Raw genomic sequence first — 15,533 nt, 5'->3', positions numbered from 1 at the left:
AGGCCCGTGATGGCATTCGACGAGTTCAAGGGCGATTTCGCGCCGCTGGTGCGCATGGTGCACAACCACGCCAAGAACCGCCCCGAGGGCGTGGCGATGCGGCAAAAGGAATTCGGCATCTGGAACGAGATCACCTGGGCGGGCTTGCAGGAGATCATGCAAGCGACGGCGGCGGGGCTGGTCGATCTGGGGCTGAACGCGGGCGATCATGTCGGCATCCTCAGCGAGAACCGCGGCGAATGGGTGCAGGCGCAATTCGGCATCAACGCGGCGGCGGGCGTGGTCGTGGGCATGTATCCTACCAGCCCGGCGGCGGAGTTGGATCATCTGATCAACGCCTCGGATGCCACGGTGCTCTTCATCGAGGATCAGGAACAGCTCGACAAGATCAAGGAGTTGGGCGGACGGGTGCCGCAGCTGCGCCAGCTGGTGATCTTCGACCCAAAGGGCACGCGGGGCGAGGATCTGCTGGGGCTGATCAGCTTTGACGATCTGCTCGAACGGGGCCGGGCGCGGCTTTCGGAATTGCAAGACGACCTGCGGGCGCGGCAGGCGGGGATCGAGCCCGACGACACCGCCATGATGGTCTTCACCTCCGGCTCCACCGGCCTGCCCAAGGCGGCGGAGATTTCCTACGGCAACATCCACGCGGGCGTGGGCGTGGCGCGGGATGTCTTCGGGGACTACCCGCCCGGAACGGATGTGCTGAGCTACCTGCCGCTATGCCATATCGCCGAACAGGCGGTGACGGTAATCAATGGGCTGGCGCAGCAATTCGTGATGAACTTCGGCGAGAGCCTGAGGACCATCACCCTCGACCTGCGCGAAGTGGCGCCGCAGGTGTTTTTCGGCGTGCCGCGGATCTGGGAGAAGATGCAGGCGGGCGTTTTGGTGCAGGCGCAGACCGCGGGGCGGATCAAGGGGCCGATGACGCTGATGGCGCTGAAGGGCGCGCAGCGGCGCGGCATGATCCGGCGCGACAGGTGGAGCGCCGGGGACCGGCTGGCCCATGCCTTCTGGGACGCGCTGATCTACCGGCATATCCGCAGCTATCTTGGCCTCGGGCGGACGACCTTTGCGATCTCAGCCGCCGCGCCGATCAGCGCCGAGCTTCTGGGCTTCATGCGCGGCATCGGGGTCAATATCCGCGAGGCATGGGGCATGTCCGAGACCTCGGGCGTGGGCACGATCCAGCGTTCATGGGGCCAGTGCGACGGGCGCATCGGCTTTCCGGTTAGCGGGGTGCGCACCCGGATTGCCGAGGATGGCGAGGTGCTATTCTCGGGCGGGACGATCTTCAAAGGGTACTACAAGAACCCCAAGGCCACCGCCGAGACGATCCGCGACGGCTGGCTGCACACCGGCGACGTGGGCCGTGAGGAAGCCGACGGGTCGATCACGCTGATCGACCGCAAGAAGGACATTATGATCAACGCCGCGGGCAAGAACCTCGCGCCCGCGCATATCGAGAATGTCATCAAGGCCAGCCCCTTCATCAAAGAGGTCGTCGCCGTGGCCGACAAGCGGCCCTATGTGACCGCGCTGGTGCAGATCGACATGGATACCGTGCGGCTCTGGGCCGAGGGGCAGGGGATCGCCTATACCACCTTCCGCTCGCTCGCCGAACACCCCAAGGTGCAGGAACTGATCGAGGCGGAAGTGGCCAAGCAGAACCGCGATCTGGCGCGGGTCGAGCAGGTCAAGAAGGTCTGGCTGATGCGCAAGGAGCTTGACCACGACGATGGCGAGGTCACGGCGACGATGAAGGTGCGCCGGGCCAAGATCTACGAGCTTTACGGGGATCAGATCGAGGCGCTCTACGCCGATTGAGGCTCAGAGCACACCGATCTCGGCCAGCGCGCGGTTCAACTCCACGGGCAGTTCCGCCTCGGCCTCGCGGCCCTCGGGCAGGTCGGGCGGCGCGTCCTCGGGCTTGAGGTAACGCCAACCTTGGAAGGCGCGGCGCAGGCTGTTCTGGGTGCGGACGATCTCGGGGTCCAGCACGATGGCGCAGCGGCGGATGCCATCGGCGCGGGTGATCTCCTCCAGCCGCACGATGCGCTGGCGGGCCTGGATCACGCCCTTGATGACCCAGTAGATCGAGCCGCCGTTGAGAATCTCGGCCTCGCGCTTGGGCCACATGCGGGTCACATGGCGCGGCAACCCGTCATGCGTGCGCACGTCCTTGCGCGCCTGCCAGCGGACGAGGCTTTCGACGCCTTCGGTGCCGACCGAAAGTTTGATCAGGTTCATTTTACCGGTCACATCGCCCCCCCCCCCCCCCAGCGATTCCTTTGATCCACGCCATATAAGGTAGTTGGATTTCAATCACATGCAAATTCTTGTATGATGGAGCGTAATTTTCCGGTTTTCTCTCAGGCAGAGCCTAGCTAACTCTAGACGCATGATGAAGTTTCTCATCAGAGTTTGGTCGATGCGTGAAGTAATTTCTCTTCTTGGGGCAATTGCCTCCATCATCGGCCTAATCTTCGCACTTCGATAGTTCATGTAAGAGTGCGAGATTGAAGAGCCGGGGGTGACAGTTTGCACACCAGCGCCCCCAGAACTCAACAGTAGAAGGGGGAGGGGCTAGGAACCTCTCCCCGCTTGGCCAACATACAACAAATTCCTATATGTTGGGCAACACCTATCTTCCATTTAAAGGAGCGACATTTACCGTTTAAGGCCTGTTCCTTTCTCAGGAAACTAAGAAAGCCGGGTCTAGTACGGAGAAGAGGCGAAAAATCCATATAAGGTGTTTGAATTTCAGTCACATGCAATTTCTTGTATGGTAAGACGACAATTTACTGTTTGCACCCCGCCATAGCCTAGCTAATAAGAGCCCCTGCCACTGACCTCAGGAGTTACCCCATGTCCCGCTTTACCGCCCCGATCGCCGAACAAATCTGGGATATGAAATACCGTTTTAAAGGGGCCGATGGCACCCCGAAGGACGTCACGGTTGAGGACACATGGCGCCGCATCGCCCGCGACCTCGCACAGGTCGAATCGAAGGCGGATGTTTGGGAAGACAAATTTTTCAACGCGCTGGAGGATTTCAAATACCTGCCCGCGGGCCGCATCACCGCAGGCGCCGGCACCGCGCGCCGCGTGACGCTGTTCAACTGCTTCGTCATGGGCACCGTGCCCGACAGCATGTCCGGCATCTTTGACATGCTCAAAGAGGCGGCGCTGACCATGCAGCAGGGCGGGGGAATCGGCTATGACTTCTCCACCATCCGCCCGCGCGGCGCGGATGTGCTGGGCGTCTCGGCGGATGCCTCCGGCCCGCTGTCCTTCATGGATGTTTGGGACGCCATGTGCCGCACCATCATGTCCGCAGGCTCCCGCCGCGGTGCGATGATGGCGACCATGCGTTGCGACCACCCGGATGTGGAAGATTTCATCGCCGCCAAGTCCGACCCGGCGCGTTTGCGCATGTTCAACATGTCCGTGCTGGTCACCGACCCCTTCATGGAGGCCGTAAAGGCCGATGGCTCGTGGGATCTGCTTTTCGGCGACAAGGTCTACAAAACCGTGCAGGCGCGCGATCTGTGGAACAAGATCATGCAGGCGACCTATGATTATGCCGAGCCGGGCGTGATCTTCATCGACCGCATCAATGCCGCGAACAACCTGAACTATTGCGAGACCATCGCCGCCACCAACCCCTGTGGCGAGCAGCCGCTGCCGCCCTATGGCGCCTGCCTTCTGGGCTCGATCAACCTTGCCCGTCTGGTGGCGCAGCCTTTCGAGGATGACGCCCATCTTGACCAAGACGCGATGAGCGAGTTGGTCGCCACCGCCGTTCGCATGATGGACAATGTGGTCGATGTGTCGAACTTCCCACTGCCCGAACAGGCCGCCGAAGCGCAGAACAAGCGCCGCATCGGTCTGGGCGTCACCGGCCTTGCCGATGCGCTCTTGATGGTCGGCCTGCGCTATGGCTCCGACGAGGCGGCGGCCCAGACCGAGGCATGGCTCAAAGCGATCGCCCGCGCCTCCTATCTGGCGAGCGTAGAACTGGCCAAGGAAAAGGGCGCCTTCCCGCTCTTTGATGCGGAGAAGTTCCTCGCCTCCGGCACCATGCAGCAGATGGACGACGACGTCCGCGAAGCGATCCGCGAGCACGGCATCCGCAATGCGCTTTTGACCTCCATCGCCCCCACCGGCACGATCAGCCTCTATGCGGGCAACGTGTCTTCGGGGATCGAGCCGGTCTTTGCCTATGCCTACACCCGCAAGGTGCTGCAGAAAGACGGCAGCCGGACCGAGGAAGAGGTTGTCGATTACGCCGTGCAGATGTGGCGCGAGCTCAAAGGCGACGCGCCGCTGCCCGACTATTTCGTCAACGCCCAGACCCTGCCGCCCGCCGACCACGTCAAGATGCAGGCCGCGGCGCAGAAATGGATCGACAGTTCGATCTCCAAGACCATCAACTGCCCTGAGGACATCTCCTTCGATGCCTTCAAGGACGTTTACATGCAGGCCTGGGACACCGGCTGCAAAGGCTGCACCACCTATCGCCCTAACGACGTAACCGGCTCGGTCCTGAGCGTCTCTTCCGAGAAGAGCGACAAAGCCCCCGCCGACAGCCCCGATCAGGTCAGCGAAGGCGGCGAGATCGTCTATATGTCCGACCCGCTGGACCGCCCCGCCGAGCTTGAGGGCAACACCTACAAGGTCAAATGGCCCGACAGCGAGCATGCGCTTTACATCACCATCAACGACATCGTTCTGAACGGCCATCGTCGCCCCTTCGAGGTCTTCATAAACTCCAAGAACATGGAGCATTTTGCCTGGACCGTGGCGCTCACACGCATGGTCTCGGCCGTGTTCCGCCGTGGCGGCGATGTCTCCTTCGTGGTGGAAGAGCTGAAAGCCGTCTTCGACCCGCGCGGCGGGGCTTGGATGCAGGGCAAATACATCCCCTCGATCCTCGCGGCCATCGGCGGCGTGATCGAGCGCCACATGATCGCCACCGGCTTCATCGCGGGCGAGGGCATGGGGCTGAAGACCGACCCGCAGGCGAAGGTCGTGGGCTTGGATGCCCCGCGCGGCAAGTCCTGCCCGTCTTGCGGTCAGTTCGACATGCGGATGGTCGAGGGCTGCATGACCTGTGGGAGCTGCGGGCATAGTAAGTGTGGGTGAATTCTGGAGGCGAATTGTAGTCAGAGCAAGCATATGAGTGCGCAAACGGAAGCATAAGTCTGCGCAAGGGGTGTCAAGGGCGAAACGTACCGCCTGGTGTCCCTGGGCTGCTCTCTGAAGGACGGTGATAGAGGCGCTGGGGCGGACGCTCCGGCGCCTTTCGCGTATGAAGGGGATGTGCGGTTCGTGATAGAAGTCGCGGAGGGCCGTCGTGCCGTCGCTATGCGCTCCCTGGGCATGGCGCAGCGGCGCTCGCGATGGTGAGACCCTGAACACAAGGTTGCTTCGAAACGGTGGACGCTTTGACGAAGACTCTGATGCAGACGCAAACTGTCGCTACGATCCTGAACCGATATCAGCGTCGGAGAAATTGTCAGGTGCCCATCACGGCAACCGATGTCTACGCCGACACCATTGCGCGCGTCTGTGGAGAAGACGTTGACCTCGACCCGGTCGAACGAGGCCTGATCCACCTCAAGCGTCAGAAGGTAATTTCTGGCCGAAGGCTGGTCGCCCTTCTTGGCCGCCACCAGCGTGAGATTAGACCTGAGTGACGCCTCGCGAGGGCTTCCTGGGCCAGTTGACACAACGCTACCAAGGAAGACACTGAGCGTCGCAGCTCTTGGAACAGAGTGATGGCTTCAACCGGCCTGTAGACACCGCTCACGTCCGGCGCAGGAACGCGAACTAACCTGGCTCGAAGGGCGGATTGCAGACCTTCTCTGCGTCCGCGAGAGCGACCTGCGCCGCCCACGAAAGCGGCCGTTCAGCCGGGCATCACGGCCAGCCCCTGTCTCATCGGCAAGAAGGGCGGAGAGCGATCCTTCGCAGCATTTGACAATGCATGTGTTCATAGTATAGGAGTCACAGACTTTTGCGCTGCGCGGCCTTGCATCAACCTCTTGAGTGATGCTGATGTCGAAGGCTGCTATTGTGTCTGGTTGCCACCGGCGAAGCCTGAGAACCCTGAAAATTCAGAACATCCAAATCCTTGGATCATCTGCGGGGGCACTATCGATCGTTGTTAGGTAAATGAGATGACCGACTACAAAGATATAAACCTGAATCGTGAGACACTGGATGAACACATTCAGGACTTCATGAAGTCGTCGGGTTACTCAATTGACGGCGAGATTGAAGTGTTCGACAAGCGCAAAAGAGTGGTCTTTGGCCGTGCGGGCGCTCAGTTTGCAACCGTGGACTTGCACCTCAATAAAACCGGCACAACCACCATCCAGTGGAAGATCGGAAAGAACCAGCCGATAGGCGAGGAACTCGCTATCCACTTGAAGGCCACAATCAATCCCGCGGAATTCGAGAGTGTAAATTACTCCCTCGAAGGAATAACCCCTGATTCATTCGATTCAATTTTGGATCTCATGGGCGATGGCATTGAAGTTGAAATAAATCGTGATGAGAAGCTTATAAAGCAAGTAACGTTAAAGAGTGTTGAGCATCAAGACTCCCTCAAACTTACTCATCATCGAGGCACAAGATTACTACAGATTCAGGGCAAGCCGCTTTCCTGCTATCGGCGCGTCATATTTATGCTCACCGACCTTCTGGACCTCAAAGGACTTGAGCGAGTTTTGTATCGTAAAGATGAGAGTAGCGCAGATATTGTCCGAAAAGAGATGGCCGAAGATTACCTCAAGGCCATCTTCCCAGAGAACTACGCCAAGATCCCGAAAGATATCAGGGACCTTTTGATTTCCAGCTGCTGCGTCAAGCTTGCTGCGCCTAATTTGCCGGACTACTGCCTTCTTCTCTACCCTGATTTGCGATCACTCGAGGGCATCCTGAAGCTCAAGATGGCTGAACACAATATGTCGGTCCAAGTCGCCGAAAATGGATTCGGAGATTTCTTTGATGTTGCATCTGGAAAATGCACCCTGAAACCCGAATATCGGGAAAAAGTCCCAAGAAAAATGGTCGAGCCGCTAAGCAATGGGTATACGTTTTATCGTAAACATCGCCATGCTATTTTTCACATGGAGGAATTTCCCGGCGGCAGCAGGATGATAAGCACCTTGGACTCAGCTATTGACCTGTCGAAAGATGCGTATTTAGCAATAGATGCGCTGATTCAATAAGAATGGGGCAATGATTGATACAGTTCGCATAATTGGTGAAGTCGCTGTGGTTACGGCCACGGCAGATTTTCACCCCTTGCGTGAGATTAAATCTCTCACCTCGACGCTCCGCAGCTTAGGCTTCCAGGGCATTGTGCTCTTCGACTTGCTTTCGGTCAACGGGCTGGCCCCAAATCGGTTTGCCTCCATGAGGTTTGAAAGCAACGGGTTTGATCGCAGCTCATTTTCAGTAGAGGCCAATGTAAGTACAGACATTCAAGAGCGGCAAGATTTAATGGCGAGAAGTGATCAAGAATTCCTTCATGGCAGTGTCCTCTCCTCTAGAGATGTGAAGAGGTTCATGCAGTAACAGCCTTTGGTACCCAGAAGTTATCGTTTAGGTCGTTCGGCAAACAAGGTCAGAACAATTTCAAGCACATGAGAACTCATTGCTTTTTAAGGGCTTGAGGGCTAATGAGTTTAGGGAGAGGGGCAACCAATCCCTGAAACACATGATTTGCTCAGCACAATGAGCTGATAAACGGGCACCGTATTTCATGCTCTAATAATGAATCTCACTTCCGGAACATTTTAATATAGCCGTTAGCCCTGAGACCGCGGCTACCGTGTTTCCAGAACGTTGCGCAACGCAAACAATCTCCGCCATACTAAATGCTGCAATGCCAAAAGTTACCACAGGCAACGGCTGCGACCGGTCATGCCCAGCGCCTGGCGTGAAGGTCAGCTATGGGCCGATCGCTACTGCCGGAACGGAATGACGTTCGAACCGCCGTTGGCGAAGGCGACCGCACCTTCACTGCGAATGGTGCTAATTGCCTCCTCGAATGCCGCTTGGTCGTCTTCGAAGAGATCATCCCAAACAATGGATGTCCCGTCTTCGGTAACGACTTCCAGAGATCAACCGTCCCCACCTTCGAGTTTGTAGATATCCACCTTGAACGGCACGCCATCCTCGACGACGCGCTGGGAGGCGCTGGAGATGACAAAGTTGGGTTCGCGTTCCATGTGAGCACCTCTTGGATCTTCCGCGGATGATAGAAGCACTGATGACGGAAGCCAAGTCCGCAAAGCGGGATGCTGTCGCAGCATCTGCAGTTACCTGCCGATGGCGGCTCTGGGCCGACCGCTGACGCCCGGCCCGGCATATTAGCGTTCCAGCGCTTCCGCGATGGCGAGCGCATCTCCGAGCCGGACGGCGAGGTGGCGCACAATCCTCTCAATCTTCGTGTGGTCGAGCACCGCTGACCACAGCATCCTTGGTCTGCTAGAAGGGCCTGGTGAAAAGTGCAGGAGCCGGGGGCGAGTCAAGATAGGTCATGCCGTCGGCACGGTTCCGCCATCGATCACATATTCGGTGCCTGTTATGGTCCCTGCGCGGTCCGACGCGAGGAAGGCGACTAGGTTCGCGATCTCGCCAGGTTTTGACGGGCGCCCGATTGGCACCCCGCCCAGCGAGTCCATGATCATGCGGTTGCCCACTTCCACGTCGCCCCCATGCTCTATCGCGAGGCGTCTGGCCAGCTCGACGGAGGCCTCCGTCTCGATCCAGCCAGGAGAGACGCGAACGACCCTCACCCCCCTTGGCGAGACCTGCTTCGACAGGCTCTTACTGTAGGTGGACAGGGCGGCCTTGGCGGCGGCATAGGCGGTCGTCGCCTCTGGCAGCGGCAGTTCGCGCTGGATGGATGTGACGTGGATCACGACGCCGCTGCCCCGCGCTTCCATGTCCGGAACGAGCGCGCGGTCGAGGCGGACCGCCGGCATCAGGTTGAGGTCGAGCTCGCGCTGCCATTCTTCATCGCCAAGCGCCCTGTAGCCGCCCGCGGGCGCCGAGGAACCGCCGAGCATGTGGACGATGATGTCCACGCCACCCAGCCTCTCGCGCACGGCCTCGGCCACCTTGGCGCAACCCTCGACCCGGGTCAGGTCCGCCGCCACGAACCGGTCTTCCGGCATCTCCGGCGGTCGTGTCCGTGCCGTCGTCAGAACGTCGGCGCCAAGCTCCTTGAACAGGGAGACGGTCGCACCTCCGGCACCGCGCGTGCCGGAGGTGACGAGGGCCCGCTTTCCCTCGAGGGTCAGGAAGGGGCTCATGGCACGATCTCCAGTTCGGCGATCTTGCCCCCGCGAAGGACGAAGAAATACCGCAGATCGACCGGGCTCCCGGGGAAATTGCCGACAAGATGGCTGGTGACGATCGTGCGTTGGCCGTCTTCAGCGATGTCGAACGGCTCTACCGTGTAGGTGTATTGCGTGGATGCATTGGCCATCCACTGCCGGATCGCGTCGCGACCGGTGTAGGTATTGCCTTCGTCGATGACCGTGGCGTCCTGCGTGAAGCCCTCGGCGATCGCCTGCGCGTCGCCTTTCTTGTCGGCTGAGAAATAGGCGTCAATCGCCTCTGGCAGTTCGATACTCATGGCGGGTCTCCTGTCTGAATAGGGATCAAGGGTCGCTGCCGATCTCGCCGCTCGACCTCTTGGTCCGGATCGGGACCGGCGCCCTGAGCATGAAGTTAGGGCTTTGACACTGTACGGATAAGCGGGATTAATCCGGATGTGGAATTTGGGTTTTCGGGATAATGGCGACCTACAAGCTGGCCGATTTCGACGCGGTCCTGGCGATCGCCCGCAGGGGATCGTTCCGGGCCGCGGCGCTGGATGTGGGAATGTCCACGAGCGCGCTCAGCAGCGCGGTCTCGAAGCTTGAGGAGCAACTCGGCGTGCGGCTCTTCAATCGCACCACCCGCAGTGTGTCGCTGACCGCCGCCGGGCAGCGTTTCGTCGAGCAGGTCAGCCCGGCGCTCAAGGACATTCACGGCGCGATCGACACGGTCCGCTCGCAGCAGGAGACGCCTACCGGCACTCTGCGCATCAACACCTTCGCCACGGCGGGCCGGGAGATCCTGGCGCCGCTCATCCTCGAATACCTGCGCCGGTTCCCGGGCGTGCAGATCGACCTGGTGACCGAAGGCAACCTCGTCGACATCGTGGCAGACGGTTTCGATTTCGGGGTGCGTAGCCAACCCCTTGTGCCAAGCGACATGATCGCCATCCCGCTCGGGCCTGCGCGGCGCTTCGCGGTCGTTGCGACACCCACCTATTTCGAAAGCCGTGAACCGCCCAAGGTGCCTTCCGATCTGATGGCGCATGCCTGCATTCGGACGCGCCTGCCGAACGGCGCCCTCTTTCGATGGCACTTCGAAGCCGAGGGCCAACCGGTCCATGTCGATGTCGAAGGCCCGATCACGCTGGACGAAGCCAGCCTCGCGCGCATTGCCGTGCTTGATGGTCTAGGGGTTGGGTTCTTTATGGAGTCGGACGTGCGAGAGGATATCGAGACGGGGCGGCTGGTGCGTGTTCTCGACGCCTGGACGCCGCCGCTGGCGCCGCTTTGCCTTTACTATCCCAGCCGGCGCAACCCGCCGGCGGCCTTCAAGGTCTTTGTCGACCTCGCACGGGAACTCGCACGATCCTCGAGAGCGATTTGAAGGCGTCGTGCTCATCCCGTCGCAAAAGCACGCAGCGGGAGACCAACATCAGTGCAGCGAACGATTGAGAGGCCCCTCACCGCTGCCCTTCGCGCATCCGATTTTGCCGCACAATGTCACGAAAGTCTGGTCCGGGGAAGCTGCGGCGCAGCGATGACCACCTAGCGAATGTCGCCTGTGAGCCGGGAGCAGCGGCGCGTCCGGTTGAGGTCCCACACCTGCACATCAAGCCCCTAGCCGACGACTCGCAAAGGTCCCGAGGCGAAGTCACTTCGCCGCTGTATCGTCAGCCGCCGTCGAGAGAAGTGCTTCAAGGAGCCCTGGTTCAAGCCAATTCCGGTCTTCCAGAATCTCTGCATCGACAACGGTCGGCTGACGCTTCAGCTCGTCCAGGCCAGACGCCATGATGCGTGACATGCGATATCCGCCGCGATGGCATAGATAGACGGAACCTGATCGACCAAGGAAGCGGTATCCGAGGTCATCCGCATGAACGGCCTGGATGCCTGAGTTTATGCGCCACGCATCCCCACTGAGATACCCTCCGCGCCAGCCGCCCAACACTCTGAGCTGGGTGAAAGCTCTGTCCCGCATGGCAAGCGAAACTTTCAGGATCACCCAGTCGTCAGGTGAATAGTCCATGTGCGTCTTCTCCATAGTTCGTTGTCGGGAGTGCAATATGTGGTGGGCGTGACACCGCCGGCCAGAGATGAAGCCTGATGCAAAGACTGCATCGGGGTTTGCGCTCGTTATGCCGTGAAGCGGGGTGACCGAGGGCTTTGGGGGATCCCGTTACAGCTCGACCGCAATGCTGGCCAAGTGGCCTGGTCTGGCTCGCAAGTGGTATGCCTCGCGTGGCGAAGCCGCTCGTCACCTACTTGTCGTCGAACGGAGCCAGGATCGTTCGCAAGAACTCATATGTCTCTTCGGCTACATCCTCCGCAGCTGAAGCAGGCAGGTCGTGATACCAGAACGACATTGGCAGGGTTTCCTGAATCCAAGCGGGTTCCGCGTAGGTGTTGCGGAGACGAGCGATAAATTCCGCAAACTCGGCCTCATGGGCTTTGATGGCTTGGCTCCGGGGGCCAGTAAGTTTTTCGCAGTGGACGAAGACAGTACATTTTTTGCCCAGCACCAGTGCGTAGATGCATGGGATCTGATGAGCTTCGCAGTAGTTGGCATGATCCGTCACATCATTGCGGTCATATGTCGTGATGAGGTAATTCATTCCCCGTCGTTCTCCTTGTTTTGGTGGCTTCTTGGTTTCGTGGAAGCAAGGTCAGCGGCGGTAGCGACATTGCGCTCGAAAACCGCACCGTAGTCCTGCCCGTCTGGACTAAAGGGCTCGATCCCCGCAGCCGCCAGCTTGGGTCGGAGTGCTTGCCAGGGCATGCCAAGCTCGACGGCCAGGCCGCGCAGGGTCACGAACCGATTATGGAAAGCGGCGAGGTCGCCTGGCGCCAAGAATCGCTGCCGTGCCTTGGTCTTGGGGTGTCGGCCTTCTGTGGACGGGACATGTCCCTCGCGCACCAGCCGCATGGCGGCGGAGCGTGTCAGACCGGACTGGCGGGCGAAGACATCGATACTGAGACCCGGCGCCTCGGGGCGCTCCAGAAGACGCTCGATCTCGCCTTTCGTGACCACGATGCTGGCGTAGCCATCACGGTTGGTGTGCCGACCGATCCGCTGAACCTTGCCGCCCTCAAGCAGCTTCAGGACCGTGCCGGGGGAGACCTTCAGGCTTTGCGCGGTCGTCGGGATGTCATCCCAGCCGTGCATGTTCACGTAGATCGGCTCGGCCCCGGTCAACAGGCTTTCCAGGTGCAAGTGCGCGGCACGGATGTCCCAGAGTGGCTTGTGATCTCCACCGTCGATCGCGGGCGGGAAATGGCCCTCTTTTCGCAAAAGTTCGAACTGCGAGCGGGACATGTTCAATGCTTCCTGGAAGTCCTTTGCGGACACCAGGGTGTTGATCCGGTCGAGATGCGGCTGCGCCGCCTTGACATCGAACAGCTCCCACTGGTCATCGCGGCCGGTCTCGGCGGGCCGGACGAGATCGACATCGACCAGCAGCTTCCGCAGGCGCCGGGGATCCATGCCAAGCTCGCGCGCGGCGGTCCGGACTGAGTGGACCTTTCGCTCCAGCACAGGCTCTCCCATGAGATCGTCGCCCGGACCTAGTGGCCAGGTGCTTGCGATGTGGTCGCGGAGAAGCTCCCGGAATGGAGCGTAGGCCTCGCCCAGGAGGTCGAACGCGAGCCTGTCGTAGAGCGCGCCGTACTTCTTCTTGGGGCCGTCGGTCGCCTCGCCAATGGTCTCCTGCAGCTGCATCAGGGTGTCGCGGACTGTCGCTTCGCCTTTCGTCGCGAAGCGGAAGCCCATCTCGAAGGACATCCAGGCACGTTCCGGGCCGAACTTCTTCCACTTCGGGAACCTGACCGCCCAGATGGCGCGGCCGAGCAACTCGCAGAAATGCGCGGCGGCGTAGAGGTCGAACTGATCCAGCCAACTCTCCGTGGGGGTGCCCTTAAGGCGGGCCTCGGTCCATTCATCGAACGGGTTGGGGGCGCGAAGCTCCTTGTCCAGTTTTCCGGCCCATACGCCGGGTGCGATTTCGGCCAAGCGAGCGGCCGTGTCGTAGCGCCGGCCGACATTGGCCTCGGTCCAGAGCGGAACGAGAGGATGGTGATGCTTCAGGCAGAGTGTCACAGGCCGGAAGAGCCAGTGGCCCCTGATGTACATGTCGCCTTCAAAACTGTCTGGGGCGGCTTCCGCATCCTCCCGCAGACAGGCAGGGCAGCCCCGGACGGTGCTTTCCTTGATGGCCTTGGCATGAAGGCGATTGCCGCGGAACTCATGCTCCCGGTTCCCCAGGTAGCGCGGCGACCAACGCCGCAGCTCCTCGACATCAGTCGCGCTGAGATCTGCCAGACGGGCCAAGGCTTCGGGCTTGCCGTCGATCACCTGGCTGAAGGACAGTCCCATGTCGGTGCAGAAGCCCGCAGTATCGACGCCGTTCATCGCGGCGAGGCGCGATACGAAGGAGAAGGCAGTTTCCCGATCCAGGAGGTCGGGCGCGAGGGGGAGTGGTGTGGTCAACGCGGCGCCTCGTGGTCTTTTGAGTCTTCCTCAGCAGGCTCGGCCTCTTGCGCGCGAGAGGGCCTCGCTTCGGGGCATTGATCCTGATGAGCGTAAAGCAGGTGGCCCGGGATCGGCGGGGCGCTTTCGACAAAGCGCTTCACACGCTCCGGATCAGGTTCAGCCGAGCGCGACGTCCGCCGGTAGGCGATGACGACATGAACAAGGCCAGCAAGGCAGGCCAGCATCCCCGAGATCGAAATGATCGCATCAAACGGCATCATTCAGAACCTGGCCGTGTCCGGCCGAGCGCGACGATGACATCGGTTGCGTAGTACGCGTCTCCTTCCGGCACGACAGGGCAGGCGCAACCCCTCAACGCGCGGCGCAGAAAGGTGCGCGTTGAGGGGGAGAGCTTGTCCACCAGAACAGGAACGCCGGTTTCGCTGCTCCGAAGCGCGTACTCGAAGTCCTGCTCGAGTGCCTGTCGGTCGTCCGGCAGTTCCCTAACCTCATTCGAGGACTGCGTGTTCAGCGCCGCCGCAATGAAGCAGACCTCCGCCAGGTCATCCTCGTCGTCGCCGTGATCCTCGTCCGGGTAGCCGATCGAGATGTTCTGAATGCGTGTCCCAGCAACCACGGAAGACAGCCGCCGGTGGGAATGCCCGAAGAACCAGATGTCGATGTCGCTCCGCTCGAGGACTTCGGTCAGGTCTGAGTGGAACGCTGGCGTGAGACCATCGATTGGCCCTGCGGCGGACGCGTGCGGGCCATGATGCGTGATCACGAAGGTCCTGCCATTGCCGACGAAATGTGGGGTCGCTAGTCTTTCTTCCAGCCAAGCGCGGTGTTCCCGATGCACGGCGACTATGTCCTCAGGTGTAACCGGGACTATGCGGCGCGGCAGCACCTCGTCCGGGTCAAGCCACTCATGACCAGGGGCTTCGATGGTGATCATGTCGAAGTCGCGCATGAAGCGGCGGGCGAAGTTCTTGGCAGCCTCCTGATCCCTCAGGAGGTCAAAGTCCGTCCAAAGCGTGGCACAAAGATACCGGTCGCTGCGATGGCGGAGTTCGGACTTCTGCGCGAACCAACTCCCGCTGGCGTGAACCAGGTCACGCAGCCGGTTCTCGTAGTCCAGGCGCCCAGAATAGTAGTCATGATTTCCGGGGACGATGTAGATGCGATCGGCGGGCACATAGCGGGTCAGATAGGCGAGAGCGTCCTCTAATGGCGGACCGAAGGTGTCGGACAGATCACCCGCGACGATCAGGGCATCAACGTTTTCCCCGAGTAGCCGATCTTGCAGGCCATAGAATTGGAGTGGGTCGCTGCCCAGCCAGAAATGGGATCGGAGATGCAGGTCGGCTATTACTGCGAGGGGTCCGCCATTGTCCGGGATTTCGATAACGGTGGGGCTCGGCAACTTGCGCTCCTGGACGACCTACATTCCCCCGCAAGGGAGAGCGGGAATTGACATGCATGATGGGCTATGTAAGGGCCTGATCCATCAGCATTTCTGTTAGGTCTGTCGCAGCCTTGTTATGTGTGCAAGCCCCTCGCAGCGCCCGCAATTTTTTCGCAAAGGTCGCGATGCTACCGGGGGCCAGGAGCTGCGGGCCGTAATCAGCTTTCAAAAATATTATTCGCAAACGCTCTGAAAGCCGGCTTTCGGAGTTTTTCGCAAAAACCGGCGCAGCCGTGGTCGCGAAACACGGGTC

At 60.3% G+C, this 15,533-nt stretch carries 15 protein-coding genes; 7 read left to right on the top strand and 8 right to left on the bottom strand.

What is annotated here, in order from left to right; all coding sequences use genetic code 11:
• The first annotated feature begins 9 nt into the window (after window positions 1–9).
• Window positions 10–1,830 (top strand): AMP-dependent synthetase/ligase, encoded by a 1,821-nt coding sequence (locus ACGYK7_RS04435; RefSeq protein WP_394399383.1) that lies wholly within the window; start codon window positions 10–12, stop codon window positions 1,828–1,830.
• 3 nt (window positions 1,831–1,833) lie between these two features.
• Here ACGYK7_RS04435 and ACGYK7_RS04430 read toward each other — a convergent pair whose 3' ends face one another.
• Entirely contained in the window at window positions 1,834–2,253 is a 420-nt protein-coding gene (locus ACGYK7_RS04430) for a DUF1489 family protein (protein ID WP_394399381.1), read from the bottom strand.
• Between the two features lie 618 nt (window positions 2,254–2,871).
• On the opposite strand from ACGYK7_RS04430, the gene ACGYK7_RS04425 reads away from it, so the two are divergent.
• The 5 genes from ACGYK7_RS04425 to ACGYK7_RS04405 all read left to right on the top strand — a co-directional run bounded on the left by ACGYK7_RS04425 (window position 2,872) and on the right by ACGYK7_RS04405 (window position 8,489).
• Window positions 2,872–5,151, top strand: coding sequence for an adenosylcobalamin-dependent ribonucleoside-diphosphate reductase (locus tag ACGYK7_RS04425; protein WP_394399379.1), 2,280 nt, complete (start codon window positions 2,872–2,874; stop codon window positions 5,149–5,151).
• A 317-nt stretch (window positions 5,152–5,468) separates the two neighbouring features.
• On the top strand, window positions 5,469–5,705 hold the full coding sequence (locus ACGYK7_RS04420) for a hypothetical protein (protein WP_394399377.1): 237 nt from the start codon (window positions 5,469–5,471) through the stop codon (window positions 5,703–5,705).
• Window positions 5,706–6,188: 483 nt separating this feature from the next.
• On the top strand, window positions 6,189–7,244 hold the full coding sequence (locus ACGYK7_RS04415) for a type II toxin-antitoxin system RnlA family toxin (RefSeq protein WP_394399375.1): 1,056 nt from the start codon (window positions 6,189–6,191) through the stop codon (window positions 7,242–7,244).
• A 10-nt stretch (window positions 7,245–7,254) separates the two neighbouring features.
• Window positions 7,255–7,593 carry a type II toxin-antitoxin system RnlB family antitoxin gene (locus ACGYK7_RS04410; protein WP_394399373.1) on the top strand — a complete coding sequence of 113 codons (339 nt, stop codon included), beginning with the start codon at window positions 7,255–7,257 and terminating at the stop codon, window positions 7,591–7,593.
• A gap of 725 nt (window positions 7,594–8,318) precedes the next feature.
• Complete coding sequence (locus ACGYK7_RS04405) at window positions 8,319–8,489, top strand: hypothetical protein (protein WP_394399371.1); 171 nt, start codon at window positions 8,319–8,321, stop codon at window positions 8,487–8,489.
• Between the two features lie 69 nt (window positions 8,490–8,558).
• Here the strand turns inward: ACGYK7_RS04405 and ACGYK7_RS04400 are convergent, their stop codons facing one another.
• Window positions 8,559–9,338, bottom strand: coding sequence for an SDR family oxidoreductase (locus ACGYK7_RS04400; protein WP_394399369.1), 780 nt, complete (start codon window positions 9,336–9,338; stop codon window positions 8,559–8,561).
• On the bottom strand, window positions 9,335–9,664 hold the full coding sequence (locus tag ACGYK7_RS04395) for a nuclear transport factor 2 family protein (protein WP_394399367.1): 330 nt from the start codon (window positions 9,662–9,664) through the stop codon (window positions 9,335–9,337). The genes ACGYK7_RS04400 and ACGYK7_RS04395 overlap by 4 nt, the downstream gene beginning before the upstream one ends.
• A gap of 161 nt (window positions 9,665–9,825) precedes the next feature.
• Between ACGYK7_RS04395 and ACGYK7_RS04390 the strand changes: the two genes are divergently transcribed.
• Window positions 9,826–10,734, top strand: coding sequence for a LysR family transcriptional regulator (locus tag ACGYK7_RS04390; RefSeq protein WP_394399365.1), 909 nt, complete (start codon window positions 9,826–9,828; stop codon window positions 10,732–10,734).
• A 267-nt stretch (window positions 10,735–11,001) separates the two neighbouring features.
• Here ACGYK7_RS04390 and ACGYK7_RS04385 read toward each other — a convergent pair whose 3' ends face one another.
• From ACGYK7_RS04385 to ACGYK7_RS04365, 5 genes are all read right to left on the bottom strand, one after another.
• Window positions 11,002–11,376 carry a hypothetical protein gene (locus ACGYK7_RS04385; RefSeq protein ID WP_394399363.1) on the bottom strand — a complete coding sequence of 125 codons (375 nt, stop codon included), beginning with the start codon at window positions 11,374–11,376 and terminating at the stop codon, window positions 11,002–11,004.
• Window positions 11,377–11,608: 232 nt separating this feature from the next.
• Window positions 11,609–11,962 carry a hypothetical protein gene (locus ACGYK7_RS04380; protein ID WP_394399360.1) on the bottom strand — a complete coding sequence of 118 codons (354 nt, stop codon included), beginning with the start codon at window positions 11,960–11,962 and terminating at the stop codon, window positions 11,609–11,611.
• A complete protein-coding gene (locus ACGYK7_RS04375) occupies window positions 11,959–13,833 on the bottom strand; it encodes a TniQ family protein (RefSeq protein WP_394399358.1) in 1,875 nt (624 codons plus the stop codon). Before ACGYK7_RS04375 ends, ACGYK7_RS04380 begins: the two co-directional genes overlap by 4 nt.
• Complete coding sequence (locus ACGYK7_RS04370) at window positions 13,830–14,093, bottom strand: hypothetical protein (protein ID WP_164196648.1); 264 nt, start codon at window positions 14,091–14,093, stop codon at window positions 13,830–13,832. Before ACGYK7_RS04370 ends, ACGYK7_RS04375 begins: the two co-directional genes overlap by 4 nt.
• Window positions 14,093–15,238 (bottom strand): metallophosphoesterase, encoded by a 1,146-nt coding sequence (locus ACGYK7_RS04365; protein ID WP_394399356.1) that lies wholly within the window; start codon window positions 15,236–15,238, stop codon window positions 14,093–14,095. Before ACGYK7_RS04365 ends, ACGYK7_RS04370 begins: the two co-directional genes overlap by 1 nt.
• Between the last annotated feature and the right edge of the window lie 295 nt (window positions 15,239–15,533).

Source organism: Sulfitobacter sp. 1A15299 (genome assembly GCF_043556915.1).
GTDB lineage: Bacteria > Pseudomonadota > Alphaproteobacteria > Rhodobacterales > Rhodobacteraceae > Sulfitobacter.
Note: the sequence above shows the minus strand (reverse complement) of the source record. Positions and strands in the feature narration are given on the sequence as shown.